A 14615-nucleotide genomic window follows, 5' to 3' on the forward strand; every position below is an offset into this window, starting at 1 on the left:
GTTCTACTTTGAGTCCACAAAACCCCTTGGGTGTTGTATGGTTAAGCCTCACGGGCAATTAGTACAGGTTAGCTCAATGCCTCGCAGCACTTACACACCCTGCCTATCAACGTTCTAGTCTCGAACAACCCTTTAGGACACTTAAAGTGCCAGGGAAGACTCATCTCAGGGCTCGCTTCCCGCTTAGATGCTTTCAGCGGTTATCGATTCCGAACTTAGCTACCGGGCAATGCCATTGGCATGACAACCCGAACACCAGAGGTTCGTCCACTCCGGTCCTCTCGTACTAGGAGCAGCCCCCTTCAATCTTCCAACGCCCACGGCAGATAGGGACCGAACTGTCTCACGACGTTCTAAACCCAGCTCGCGTACCACTTTAAATGGCGAACAGCCATACCCTTGGGACCGACTTCAGCCCCAGGATGTGATGAGCCGACATCGAGGTGCCAAACACCGCCGTCGATATGAACTCTTGGGCGGTATCAGCCTGTTATCCCCGGAGTACCTTTTATCCGTTGAGCGATGGCCCTTCCATTCAGAACCACCGGATCACTATGACCTGCTTTCGCACCTGCTCGAATTGTCATTCTCGCAGTCAAGCGGGCTTATGCCATTGCACTAACCACACGATGTCCAACCGTGTTTAGCCCACCTTCGTGCTCCTCCGTTACTCTTTGGGAGGAGACCGCCCCAGTCAAACTACCCACCAGGCACTGTCCTCATCCCCGATAAGGGGACTAAGTTAGAACATCAACACTACAAGGGTGGTATTTCAAGGACGGCTCCAACGATACTGGCGTACCGTCTTCAAAGCCTCCCACCTATCCTACACATGTAGGGTCAATGTTCAGTGCCAAGCTGTAGTAAAGGTTCACGGGGTCTTTCCGTCTAGCCGCGGGTACACTGCATCTTCACAGCGATTTCAATTTCACTGAGTCTCGGGTGGAGACAGCGTGGCCATCATTACGCCATTCGTGCAGGTCGGAACTTACCCGACAAGGAATTTCGCTACCTTAGGACCGTTATAGTTACGGCCGCCGTTTACCGGGGCTTCGATCAAGAGCTTCGACCGAAGTCTAACCCCATCAATTAACCTTCCGGCACCGGGCAGGCGTCACACCGTATACGTCATCTTACGATTTTGCACAGTGCTGTGTTTTTAATAAACAGTTGCAGCCACCTGGTATCTGCGACTCCTAGTAGCTCCATCCGCAAGGGACTTCACCGCCAAGAGCGTACCTTCTCCCGAAGTTACGGTACCATTTTGCCTAGTTCCTTCACCCGAGTTCTCTCAAGCGCCTTGGTATTCTCTACCCGACCACCTGTGTCGGTTTGGGGTACGATTTCTTATAATCTGAAGCTTAGAGGCTTTTCCTGGAAGCATGGCATCAATGACTTCACTGCACGTAGCAGCTCGACATCGTATCTCAGCGTTAAGAAAGTCCGGATTTACCTAAACTTTCCGCCTACATACTTGAACCTGGACAACCATCGCCAGGCCCACCTAGCCTTCTCCGTCCCCCCATCGCAATTATAAGAAGTACGGGAATATTAACCCGTTTCCCATCGACTACGCCTTTCGGCCTCGCCTTAGGGGTCGACTTACCCTGCCCCGATTAACGTTGGACAGGAACCCTTGGTCTTCCGGCGAGGGGGTTTTTCACCCCCTTTATCGTTACTCATGTCAGCATTCGCACTTCTGATACGTCCAGCAGCCCTTACAGACCACCTTCAACCGCTTACAGAACGCTCCCCTACCCCGCATACAAAAGTATGCAGCCGCAGCTTCGGTGTATAGCTTAGCCCCGTTACATCTTCCGCGCAGGCCGACTCGACCAGTGAGCTATTACGCTTTCTTTAAATGATGGCTGCTTCTAAGCCAACATCCTGGCTGTCTGAGCCTTCCCACATCGTTTCCCACTTAGCTATACTTTGGGACCTTAGCTGGCGGTCTGGGTTGTTTCCCTCTCCACGACGGACGTTAGCACCCGCCGTGTGTCTCCCGGATAGTACTCAATGGTATTCGGAGTTTGCAAAGGGTTGGTAAGTCGGGATGACCCCCTAGCCTTAACAGTGCTCTACCCCCATTGGTATTCGTCCGAGGCGCTACCTAAATAGCTTTCGGGGAGAACCAGCTATCTCCAGGTTTGATTGGCCTTTCACCCCTAGCCACAAGTCATCCGCTAATTTTTCAACATTAGTCGGTTCGGTCCTCCAGTTGATGTTACTCAACCTTCAACCTGCCCATGGCTAGATCACCTGGTTTCGGGTCTAATTCTAGCAACTCGACGCCCAGTTAAGACTCGGTTTCCCTACGGCTCCCCTATACGGTTAACCTTGCTACTAAAATTAAGTCGCTGACCCATTATACAAAAGGTACGCAGTCACGCTTCGAGGCGCTCCTACTGCTTGTACGTACACGGTTTCAGGTTCTATTTCACTCCCCTCACAGGGGTTCTTTTCGCCTTTCCCTCACGGTACTGGTTCACTATCGGTCAGTCAGTAGTATTTAGCCTTGGAGGATGGTCCCCCCATGTTCAAACAGGATATCACGTGTCCCGCCTTACTCGTTTTCACTTAAAATGCGTTGTCGGTTACGGGGCTATCACCCTATACTGCGAGACTTTCCAGACTCTTCACCTGACGCATTAAAAGCTTAAGGGCTAATCCAATTTCGCTCGCCGCTACTTTCGGAATCTCGGTTGATTTCTCTTCCTTCGGGTACTTAGATGTTTCAGTTCCCCGAGTTTGCCTCATTAACCTATGTATTCAGTTAATGATACGTGCTTATGCACGTGGGTTTCCCCATTCAGAAATCCCAGACTCAAATGGTTATTACTACCTAATCTGGGCTTATCGCAAGTTATTACGTCTTTCATCGCCTCTGACTGCCAAGGCATCCACCGTGTACGCTTAGTCACTTAACCATACAACCCCAAAGGGTCTTGCTTAACGCAATGCAGTTGCTACGCTGCAGTATGACGTTTCCAAGGTGCGTTATCTCTTTATTATGAGCGAGATAACATTCGATTTTGCCGGACTCAAATTTGAATGCACTCTGGCAAGAGTACATTCCCAAGAACACTTGAATGTGTGTTGGTACCTAACAACTCTTTAGTTAAAAAGAATCACTAGGATTTGAGAACTTTTAAATTTGATTAGTAATGAAATCACATTACTAATCGTCAGCTTTCCAAATTGTTAAAGAGCATGATTTTCTAGCCAAAAGGCAATAAAAAAACATTTTCTAATTACTTTCAGTTAATTCGCTTAGGCGACAAAAATCCCAACCAGTATCAATTTCTTGTTCTGGTTTGGAATAAGTTTCCAAAAATAGTTAGAGAATGGTGGGCGATACCGGGCTCGAACCAGTGACCCCCTCCTTGTAAGGGAGGTGCTCTCCCAACTGAGCTAATCGCCCACATTTTATTGTTCAGTGGTATGAACATTCTAAGATGGTGGAGCTATGCGGGATCGAACCGCAGACCTCCTGCGTGCAAGGCAGGCGCTCTCCCAGCTGAGCTATAGCCCCATCTTAGGAACTATTTCCTCCTTTTAAAGGGAGAAAATGGTGGGTCGTGCAGGATTCGAACCTGCGACCAATTGATTAAAAGTCAACTGCTCTACCAGCTGAGCTAACGACCCAATGGTATCCCGTAGGGGAGTCGAACCCCTGTTACCGCCGTGAAAGGGCGGTGTCCTAGGCCTCTAGACGAACGGGACACTAGATTTATCTTTACTCCGAAGAGCAAACATAAACTGTTGAAACACCTTGGGGGGTGCTTCAAAATCTCTTTACTTTCTAAACCGTATCAATCTGTGTGGACACTCATCGTGAGTAATCATCGTATAAGGAGGTGATCCAGCCCCAGGTTCCCCTAGGGCTACCTTGTTACGACTTCACCCCAGTCATGAACCACAAAGTGGTGAGCGTCCTCCCGAAGGTTAAACTACCCACTTCTTTTGCAGCCCACTCCCATGGTGTGACGGGCGGTGTGTACAAGGCCCGGGAACGTATTCACCGTGACATTCTGATTCACGATTACTAGCGATTCCGACTTCATGGAGTCGAGTTGCAGACTCCAATCCGGACTACGACGCACTTTTTGGGATTCGCTCACCATCGCTGGTTGGCTGCCCTCTGTATGCGCCATTGTAGCACGTGTGTAGCCCTACTCGTAAGGGCCATGATGACTTGACGTCGTCCCCACCTTCCTCCGGTTTATCACCGGCAGTCTCCCTGGAGTTCCCACCATTACGTGCTGGCAAACAAGGATAAGGGTTGCGCTCGTTGCGGGACTTAACCCAACATTTCACAACACGAGCTGACGACAGCCATGCAGCACCTGTCTCAGAGTTCCCGAAGGCACCAAAGCATCTCTGCTAAGTTCTCTGGATGTCAAGAGTAGGTAAGGTTCTTCGCGTTGCATCGAATTAAACCACATGCTCCACCGCTTGTGCGGGCCCCCGTCAATTCATTTGAGTTTTAATCTTGCGACCGTACTCCCCAGGCGGTCTACTTAACGCGTTAGCTCCGAAAGCCACGGCTCAAGGCCACAACCTCCAAGTAGACATCGTTTACGGCGTGGACTACCAGGGTATCTAATCCTGTTTGCTCCCCACGCTTTCGCATCTGAGTGTCAGTATCTGTCCAGGGGGCCGCCTTCGCCACTGGTATTCCTTCAGATCTCTACGCATTTCACCGCTACACCTGAAATTCTACCCCCCTCTACAGTACTCTAGCCTGCCAGTTTCAAATGCGGTTCCGAGGTTGAGCCCCGGGCTTTCACATCTGACTTAACAAACCACCTGCATGCGCTTTACGCCCAGTAATTCCGATTAACGCTCGCACCCTCCGTATTACCGCGGCTGCTGGCACGGAGTTAGCCGGTGCTTCTTCTGTCGCTAACGTCAAACACTAAAGCTATTAACTCTAATGCCTTCCTCACGACTGAAAGTACTTTACAACCCGAAGGCCTTCTTCATACACGCGGCATGGCTGCATCAGGCTTGCGCCCATTGTGCAATATTCCCCACTGCTGCCTCCCGTAGGAGTCTGGACCGTGTCTCAGTTCCAGTGTGGCTGATCATCCTCTCAGACCAGCTAGGGATCGTCGCCTTGGTGAGCCATTACCTCACCAACTAGCTAATCCCACCTGGGCATATCCTGAAGCGAGAGGCCCGAAGGTCCCCCTCTTTGGTCCGTAGACGTTATGCGGTATTAGCCATCGTTTCCAATGGTTATCCCCCACATCAGGGCAATTTCCCAGGCATTACTCACCCGTCCGCCGCTCGACGCCCAACAAATCACCCGAAGGGTCAATGTTGTCGTTTCCGCTCGACTTGCATGTGTTAGGCCTGCCGCCAGCGTTCAATCTGAGCCATGATCAAACTCTTCAATTAAAGTTTTGTTGAAGCTTTCGCTTCGGCTCAATGAATACTGACTTCAAAACTGTTCCTTACTCGAAAGTAAGAAGTAATTTTAAAGCTATTATCGTTCCAACAGAACGATAATGAATTGACTGTGCCAATGACTAATAGTCATCGTTTTGGTCACTCAGTTCATTGATAAATCTTTTCGATTATCATCAACGAGTGCCCACACAGATTGATAGGTTTAAATTGTTAAAGAGCGTTGCTTTTCAAGGGTTACCTCTCCAAGCGGACGGCCTATTCTAATGAGATAATTATCAGTGTCAACCACTTTTTTATTAATCATTTCATCTTTTTAGAACCGCTTGTTGTCTGCGATGTTTATCGTGACAACGGAGGCGCATTATAAGAATAAAACGCCCCCTGACAACCCCTAGAAAGGCCTTTTTTCAACAAAAAGCACTGACCGTTTGTTTTTCAAACAAAGCAAACGTTTCCGTGGCCATTGTACCGTGAATTAAACGAGTAATTTAGGCGACTAACCTAGTCTAGCGACGATATCCTCACCCTCAACAACCAATTCTATTGGCTCTCCTGGAGCAAATTTTCCTGACAACAGTGATTTTGCTAATGGATTTTCAATATATTGTTGAATAGCACGCTTAAGCGGTCTCGCACCATAAACAGGATCAAAACCAATATGAGCAATTTTATCCAGCGCTTCATCAGTAATAGACAGCTGGTACTCTTTGGCTTCTAAACGCGCAATCAATGCTTGAAGCTGAATATACGCAATATTGCGTATATGTTTTTCACCTAGAGGGTGGAAGACGACACTTTCATCCACGCGATTTAAAAACTCTGGACGGAAATGGCTTCTCACTACTTCCATTACTCGCTCTTTCATTTGCACATAGGATGCCTCACCAAATCCCTCTTGGATCTGCGTAGACCCTAAATTAGAGGTCATGATCAAGACAGTATTGCGGAAATCCACCGTGCGACCTTGTCCATCGGTAAGTCGTCCATCATCGAGCACCTGCAGAAGTATATTGAATACGTCTGGATGCGCCTTCTCTACTTCATCCAATAGAATAACTGAATAAGGCTTACGTCTTATGGCTTCGGTAAGATACCCGCCCTCTTCGTAACCGACATAACCAGGAGGCGCGCCGACTAATCTAGCAACAGAGTGTTTTTCCATGAATTCGGACATATCAATGCGAACCATGGCATCTTCACTATCAAACATAAAGTTGGCGAGTGTCTTGCACAGTTCGGTCTTACCTACCCCAGTTGGACCGAGGAATAAGAATGACCCAATGGGTTTGTTGGGATCAGAGAGCCCCGCACGACTGCGACGTATGGCATCAGAAACGGCGCTTACCGCCTCATTTTGTCCGATGACATTTTCATGCAGCTCTTCTTCCATGCGCAATAGCTTAGACTTTTCAGCCTCAAGCATCTTCGCCACAGGAATACCGGTTTGTTTTGAGAGCACCTCAGCGATTTCCGCATCCCCTACTTTATTCTTAAGTAAGGTCAGTTCTTTCTGCTCAGCTTCAGAGGCAAGTTGCAGCTGCTTCTCTAATTCAGGGATACGACCGTACTGCAGCTCAGACATTCGATTGAGATCGCCAGCTCGGCGCGCAAACTCAATATCTAAACGCGCTTGTTCTAGCTCTGCTTTGATATTTTGTGTACCCGATAGTGAGGCTTTTTCAGCCGTCCATACCTCATCAAGCTCAGCATACTGGCGTTCTTTGTCAGACAACTCTTCGTTGATTAGCATTATGCGCTTACGACTGGCATCGTCATCTTCTTTATTTAGCGCCTGCTGCTCCATCTTCAATTGAATGATTCTACGATCAAGCTTGTCCATCGCCTCTGGCTTTGAGTCGATCTGCATACGAATAGAAGAGGCGGCCTCATCTATTAGGTCTATCGCCTTGTCTGGCAATTGGCGGTCAGAGACATAACGATGTGATAGGGTCGCGGCTGCAACAATAGCAGGGTCAGTAATATCAACGTGGTGGTGAAGCTCATACTTCTCTTTTAAGCCACGCAAGATTGCGATGGTATCTTCCACACTAGGCTCATCCACCAGCACTTTTTGAAAGCGGCGCTCAAGCGCAGGGTCTTTCTCTATATATTGGCGGTGTTCATCTAATGTTGTTGCTCCGACGCAGTGAAGTTCGCCTCGAGCCAAAGCGGGTTTTAGCATATTACCGGCATCCATAGCGCCATCGGCTTTACCCGCACCGACCATGGTATGCATTTCATCAATAAAGAGGATGATATTACCCTCTTCTTGGGCCAGTTCATTCAGCACTGCTTTTAGACGCTCTTCAAACTCACCTCTATATTTGGCACCGGCAATCAGTGCGCCCATATCCAAAGCAAGTACACGACGCCCTTTAAGTCCTTCTGGGACTTCATCATTGATGATGCGCTGAGCAAGCCCTTCGACAATAGCGGTTTTACCTACACCCGGTTCACCAATCAACACGGGGTTGTTTTTGGTTCTGCGCTGCAGCACTTGAATGGTACGACGAATCTCATCATCTCGACCAATAACTGGGTCGAGTTTGCCCTGCTCTGCACGAGCAGTGAGGTCAATGGTGTATTTCTCTAATGCTTGACGCTGCTCTTCGGCATTAGGGTCATCTACCTTTTGACCACCCGTGATCTTTTCAATGGCTTCAACGATTTTCTTTTCAGTGACACCTTGAGACTTGAGCATTGGCCCGAGCTGACTATTGTCATGAATCGCCGCTTGCAAGAATAACTCAGATGAGATGTAGCTATCTTTGCGTTTTTGCGCGAACTTATCGCACAGATTAAGTAGCTTGGTCAGTGATGAAGAGACTTGTACATCAGCAGACATGCCACTGACTTTTGGAAAGCTATCCAGCTTTTCTGATAATTGAGCACGCAGCTGCGCAATATCAACCTGTATTAAGGTTAATAGTGGTCTTACGCTCCCTCCCTCTTGATTGAGTAAAGAGAAGAGTAAGTGTGATGGCTCGATATATTGATGATCTCGGCCTACTGCCAAAGACTGGGCATCAGAAAGTGCGGCTTGAAATTTACCGGTTAAACGATCGTAACGCATGTTGGCCTCCTGAGAGCAATGAATGATTATTTAATAATCACATGGTTGCATCAAAAGACATTTTCAAGTGTTAGGTATAAGAAGGAGGGTTATTCAATCCAAATAAAGCTAGATTGGCGTCCAGTAGATGCTTGTCTGCGGTAAGAAAAGAAACGCTCAGGGTCGGAGTATGTGCATAAGCCTGAAAGGGTAACATCATGGCAACCCGCTCTTTGCAGTCTCAGCTTGGCGAGTAAGGGAAGATCGGCCATCCACTTGCCCGGTTTGTGCTGATGAAAAGCAATGGCATCGTCACCGTTACTATCAACAAATTGCTGCCTTACTTCATCTCCCACTTCAAATGCATCCACGCTAATGGCTGGACCAACCCAAACAATAACCGGAGAGGTAAAATGGCTTAACGTATTTTCTAAGATCCCACCGACTAAACCGCGCCATCCAGCATGAGCGCTGGCCACTTTCGTGCCGTCGACGCTAGCGAATAAAACAGGTAAGCAATCTGCGGTCATAACACTGCATACAACCCCTGGTATAGACGTCACTAAGGCATCAGCTTCAATGGTTTCAGAGGTAGGCTCGGTCAATTCGACCACAGTGGTAGAGTGTGTTTGATTCATCCACACAGGAGATGAAGGCATCTTGCTCGCCTGAGCAAGATGATCTCGGTTTTTTTGAACGATAACTGGGTCATCATTCACATGCATCCCTAGGTTAAGGCTCGCAAAATCGTCTGATGAGAAGCCACCCACTCGAGTAGAGCTAATGGATTTCACGCGATCTGTAACGTCCCAGCTAGGATGCAAGTAACTCATTAATATTCGTCTTCGTAGTTCAGACGCATATCTTGGCGCAGAGCCTCTGCCATTTCGACCATGTCATCAGGCACAGGTGCATGAAACTGCATTTCTTCACCGCTTGATGGATGGTCGAACTTCAGCATAACCGCATGCAGGGCTTGACGATCAAAACCACGAATCATCGCAGTTAGTTCTTCAGAAGCCCCTTTCGGGATGCGCGCACGACCGCCGTAAGCAATATCCCCAAGTAGAGGGTGTTGCAAATAAGACATGTGTACACGAATCTGGTGAGTACGACCGGTTTCTAGACGAAGTCTAATACGAGTATGTTCACGGAAATGCTCCGCAACTCGATAGTGCGTTAAGGCCGGCTTGCCTAATTCGTTTACTGCCATCAAGGTACGCTTAGTAGAGTGACGACCAATAGGTTTTTCTACCATGCCACCGGCTGTCATTTTGCCAATGGCAATCGCTTCGTATTCACGAGTAATACGGCGCTTTTGCAAAGCACGCACAAGACGAGTCTGAGTTGGAACATTCTTCGCCACCACCATCAAACCTGTAGTGTCTTTATCAAGACGGTGCACAATACCTGCGCGCGGTACTTCGGCGATTTGAGGATAATGGAACAACAAAGCGTTAAGCACTGTGCTGTCAGGGGTACCCGCTCCCGGGTGAACAACAAAGCCACGAGGCTTATTGATAACCAATAAATCTTCGTCTTCGTAGACGATATCTAGAGGGATATCTTGCGCTTCCCAACGTTCTTCATCTTCGATCTCGGCTTGAACTGTGATCTCTTCACCGCCCATTACCTTTATGCGAGCTTTGGTCACGACAACGCCATCAACGCTGACTTTTCCAGCAAGCAACCACTCTTTCATGCGCGAACGAGAAAACTCGTCGAACAATTCTGCAATGGCCTGATCTAGGCGTTGGCCTAGTTGGCTCTCTTTTACGGTACTTTTTAATTCTATCTGCTGGGCCATATCGAACTTTTTAAAAAACTGTGGGACTAATGCTTGTTTATATGAAAAAATAAGCGTTCTATCCGTTATTGTATCTGCTTACTCGTCGATTGTAACGGCAACCAAGGAAATAAATTAATTGAGCATGGCTTCTCGTTTTAACATGAAACATCAAACTATAATCGGTCTTCTGTCTGCTTTGTTGCTTTTTGGATGCAGCAGTAGCGATGAAATCGTACCTGATATCCCACCTGCAGAATTGTATGCTGAGGCTCAAATCTCTTTAAGAGCAGGTAATTGGTCTTCTGCTGTAGAAAAACTGGAAGCTTTGGATTCTCGTTACCCATTCGGTCCGTATTCAGAGCAAGTTCAGCTGGATCTTGTGTATGCCTACTATAAGAATGATGAACTACCACTCGCTTTGGCGACCATTGAGCGCTTTACTCGCTTGAACCCAACGCACGAAAAATCAGATTGGATTCTGTATATGCGTGGTCTTACTCATATGGCGCAGGACAGAAATTTCCTTCACGATGTGTTTAACATCGACCGTTCAGATCGAGACCCAGAGCCCGTAAAACTAGCATTCAATGACTTCAAGCGCCTGTTGCAACGCTACCCAAATAGCCCATACGCTGAAGATTCAGAGCAACGCTTAGTCTTTCTCAAAAACCGTCTAGCAAACTATGATTATGCGACAGCAGATTTTTATATCCGCCGTGAAGCATGGATCGCAGCTATCAATCGCAGCCAAGAGATTCAGCGCAGCTATCCTGATACAGAAGCGGCTAGAAAGTCTCTACGCTTGCAACTTATTGCTTATAAAGAGCTTAAATTAGACGATGCTGTAGCTCGAACTGAAAAATTGATTGAGCTAAATCCCCTTTAAGTGTTAAATTCTAGAAACGGAATGTTAAATTTTTAACATTCCGTTGTGGCGCATGCGCCACTTTTTCATAACCCAACACGGAATGTTGTATGAAAAATCTTATAGTTTGGCTACTTGCCTCATCATTACTATCCTTTTCTACACAAGCATTGGAGCTGTCTCCTTTACTTAACAATACCTATACTGGTGACTATAAAACCCTTAAAGAGAAGGGCGTTGTACGCGCATTAGTATCCGCTGATCTTGGTTTTTATTATGTCGAGGGTGGTAGACCCAAAGGCATTATCGCCGAACAACTTCATCACTTCGAAATGAACCTCAAGAAGGCGCACCCTTTTATGAGGGTTAAAATTATTCCAGTCGCCAGAGACGAACTGTTTGACGCTTTGAATGAGGGATATGGTGATATTGCGGTAGCAAACCTTACCATTACAGAACGCCGAGAGAAGATCATCGACTTCAGCACCCCTATCCTAAAAGGGGTGAATGAACTCTTGCTAACCAGTGACAAGGTTGAAGAAATTACCTCCTTCGAGCAGGCCAGTGGCATGGAAGTGTGGATACGCGCCAGTTCAAGCTACTTTGAAAGCATCCAAGTTCTCAACCGAAAGCTATCCAGCAACGGACTCACACCGGTTAGAGTCAACTTTATTCAAGAAAACCTTCAAGACATTGAACTGATCGAAATGGTCAATCAAGGGCTGATTCCAGCCACCATCATTGATAGCCACAAAGCGCAATTATGGGTGAACGTCATGGAAAACGTTCAAGTACACGAGCAATTGCCATTGCGAACTGACGGACAAATTGCATGGGCTCTGCGCCATGACAGCCCTGAATTTAAAAAGGTCATTAACAGCTACTTGAAGACCGCCAAGGGCGGAACCTTGCTGGGTAATGTCATCTACGGTAAGTACCTACAAGACACCCGCTGGTTGACTCGTGCATTGAATCCTAAAAAAATGGAAAGGTTAGCGAACTTGTCTAAGTTGTTTGAGCGCTATGGACAGGAGTACCAGATTGATTGGGTTATGTTATCGGCTCAGGCTTTCCAAGAATCAGGCTTAGACAACAGCAAGGTCTCACATCGAGGAGCCGTAGGCATAATGCAGGTGTTACCTGCAACGGCGAGAGACCCTTACATCAATATTCCCAACATCAAGCCCGTCGAAAACAACATTCACGCTGGCACAAAATACCTTCGCTTTATTCACGACCGATACTTTAGTGACCCAGACATCGAGGCCAACGATAAAGTTTACTTTAGCCTAGCTTCCTACAATGCTGGCCCAGCTAAGATACGCAGAATGCGAGCATTGGCGAAGAAACAAGGCTTTGACCATAACGTATGGTTTAACAATGTTGAGATTGTGGCTCGACGCAACATTGGCCGTGAACCTGTACAGTATGTTGCCAACATCAATCGCTACTACACCATCTATAAACAGCTAGGTGAGATCCAAGATCAGCGAAACGAACATAACAGTGAATTGATTGAAGAGATCGAAGCGGTGCAGTTAATCTTTGACGTTGATGATTAGTTTCGTCCACTTGCGTTATAAATCAAGCAGCTATAGAACGAACAGAGGCACTAAAAATCATTGATTCTTAGTGCCTCTATCCATTCAAATTTGACATCAAAAAGTGATGACCGCAAGGGTTTTCTTGCAAAGCTATGCAAATAATCACAAACATTACCGGCTATTAAACAACTACGCCTTAATGTGATACGGATCACAAAAAACATTTCATTAGAGTCGTAATCTGAATTCATCCCATAAGGGGTTTACACAGAGGAAGCGACATATATGAAAATGAATATCACTGGCAAAAACATCGAAATCACCTCTGCGATTCGCGCTCACATTGAAGAAAAATTTAAAAAATTAGAAAAGTGGCAAGTCGATATTATTGGTTGCAACGCTAGCTTCCAAGAAGAGCCAAACAAGAATAAGAAATTTGAAGCCGTACTTAGCGTACCAAAAGGCCAACTAGTTGCCTCAGCTGTTCACGCAGACCTATACACTGCCATCAACGAAGTAGAACAGAAATTAGAGAGACAACTGAACAAACTTCGTCACAAACCAGAAGCACGACGAGCGAGTCATGCAGAGGTTCCTGCTGAACCAGAAGAGTCTGTTATTGAAGAAGAAGAAGTCTACTAACAGATCACTAGAACTTAACTTTCACAAACAGCGCCTTTATGGCGCTGTTTTTCCTTGACCCTAATTCCCGCCTTAGCTTATTGTGAATCGTATATCACTTTTTCACCCCCCATATAAAGGAATTAGGAATGGCTGAAACACCACTTTCTCTCGATGAAATTCGCAATCGACTCAATGTTCTAGATGACAAGCTACTGAGTTTGCTGTCAGAGCGTCGTAGCTTGAGCCTAGAAGTTGCGAAAAGCAAAGTGGAAACATCGAAGCCTGTTCGCGATGCAGATAGAGAGCAGCAGCTTCTTGTAAAGCTAATTAACAATGGTAAAGACAAGTACCAATTGGATGCGGAATACATCACTAAGGTATTTCACACCATCATTGAAGATTCTGTATTGTTGCAGCAATCCTACCTGCAAAATCTAGTGAACCCTGCTCTGCAACGTAAACCACTGGCAAGAGTCGCTTTCTTGGGGGCTAAAGGATCATATTCACACCTAGCAAGTCGCGATTACTTCAGCCGACGTAATACAGACCTTATAGAACTCAACTGTGATTCCTTCAAAGAGGTCACCAAAACGGTTGAGTCTGGACATGCCGACTACGGCGTATTGCCAATAGAGAACACCAGCTCTGGTTCTATCAACGAGGTATACGACCTGCTTCAGCACACTACGCTGTATATCGTTGGTGAACTATCACAGCCTATTGAGCACTGCCTACTATCCACAACAGACGTGCGATTAGAAGAGATTAAGACCCTTTACTCTCATCCACAGCCTCACCAGCAATGCAGTGACTTCTTGGGACGCTTGAAGGGCGTTAAACTAGAGACCTGCGCAAGTACAGCGGATGCCATGCTAAAGGTGAAAGAACTTAATCGCTCTGATGCTGCCGCCATTGGTAACGCATTAAGTGGCAAGCTATATGGCCTGCAAAACGTACAAGAAAACATCGCCAACCAAACAGAAAACCATACGCGCTTTATTGTTGTCGCTCGTAAATCTGTTAGCGTTTCGGATCAGATCCCAGCGAAAACAACCCTGATCATGTCCACCTCTCAAGAGGCTGGTTCGCTTGTTGAAACACTGTTGGTATTGCAGCGCCACAGCATCAACATTACCAAGCTAGAATCACGCCCAATCATGGGTAACCCTTGGGAAGAAATGTTCTATATGGACCTTGAGGCGCACTTAGACTCACAAGCTACCCAAATGGCCATCAACGAACTAGTGAAAATCACTCGTTTCCTAAAAGTGTTGGGCTGTTATCCAAGTGAGAATATCAAGCCTACTCAGATTAAGGTTCCATAGG

Annotated in this window: 7 protein-coding genes, 4 tRNA genes and 2 rRNA genes; 4 read left to right on the forward strand and 9 right to left on the reverse strand. The window is 46.9% G+C overall.

Going from position 1 to position 14615, the window contains the following annotated elements; translation table 11 throughout:
* Positions 1–37 precede the first annotated feature (37 nt).
* From OCU35_RS10850 to rluD, 9 genes are all read right to left on the reverse strand, one after another.
* Positions 38–2927: ribosomal RNA gene (locus tag OCU35_RS10850) — 23S ribosomal RNA — on the reverse strand.
* Positions 2928–3345: 418 nt separating this feature from the next.
* Positions 3346–3421, reverse strand: a tRNA-Val gene (locus tag OCU35_RS10855).
* 35 nt (positions 3422–3456) lie between these two features.
* Positions 3457–3532: transfer RNA gene (locus OCU35_RS10860), tRNA-Ala, on the reverse strand.
* Between the two features lie 37 nt (positions 3533–3569).
* Positions 3570–3645 (reverse strand) — tRNA-Lys (locus OCU35_RS10865).
* Between the two features lie 2 nt (positions 3646–3647).
* Positions 3648–3723: transfer RNA gene (locus tag OCU35_RS10870), tRNA-Glu, on the reverse strand.
* A 127-nt stretch (positions 3724–3850) separates the two neighbouring features.
* A 16S ribosomal RNA gene (locus OCU35_RS10875) occupies positions 3851–5403 on the reverse strand.
* The 16S and 23S rRNA genes sit together here with 4 tRNA genes alongside, the layout of an rRNA operon.
* Positions 5404–5911: 508 nt before the next feature.
* Positions 5912–8488, reverse strand: coding sequence for an ATP-dependent chaperone ClpB (clpB, locus tag OCU35_RS10880; protein ID WP_261825354.1), 2577 nt, complete (start codon positions 8486–8488; stop codon positions 5912–5914).
* Positions 8489–8577: 89 nt separating this feature from the next.
* Complete coding sequence (gene pgeF / locus OCU35_RS10885) at positions 8578–9300, reverse strand: peptidoglycan editing factor PgeF (protein ID WP_261825355.1); 723 nt, start codon at positions 9298–9300, stop codon at positions 8578–8580.
* Complete coding sequence (rluD, locus tag OCU35_RS10890; RefSeq protein ID WP_017031260.1) at positions 9300–10274, reverse strand: 23S rRNA pseudouridine(1911/1915/1917) synthase RluD; 975 nt, start codon at positions 10272–10274, stop codon at positions 9300–9302. Before rluD ends, pgeF begins: the two co-directional genes overlap by 1 nt.
* 142 nt (positions 10275–10416) lie before the next feature.
* On the opposite strand from rluD, the gene bamD reads away from it, so the two are divergent.
* From bamD to pheA, 4 genes are all read left to right on the forward strand, one after another.
* Positions 10417–11142, forward strand: a complete 726-nt coding sequence (gene bamD, locus OCU35_RS10895; protein ID WP_102334411.1) for an outer membrane protein assembly factor BamD — start codon at positions 10417–10419, stop codon at positions 11140–11142.
* An 89-nt stretch (positions 11143–11231) separates the two neighbouring features.
* Entirely contained in the window at positions 11232–12683 is a 1452-nt protein-coding gene (locus OCU35_RS10900) for an MltF family protein (RefSeq protein ID WP_102376583.1), read from the forward strand.
* 267 nt (positions 12684–12950) lie between these two features.
* Positions 12951–13307, forward strand: a complete 357-nt coding sequence (gene hpf / locus OCU35_RS10905) for a ribosome hibernation-promoting factor, HPF/YfiA family (RefSeq protein ID WP_102451323.1) — start codon at positions 12951–12953, stop codon at positions 13305–13307.
* Positions 13308–13435: 128 nt separating this feature from the next.
* Positions 13436–14614, forward strand: coding sequence for a prephenate dehydratase (gene pheA, locus OCU35_RS10910; RefSeq protein ID WP_017031263.1), 1179 nt, complete (start codon positions 13436–13438; stop codon positions 14612–14614).
* Position 14615 lies beyond the last annotated feature (1 nt).

Source organism: Vibrio breoganii (assembly GCF_024346795.1).
Lineage (GTDB): Bacteria > Pseudomonadota > Gammaproteobacteria > Enterobacterales > Vibrionaceae > Vibrio > Vibrio breoganii.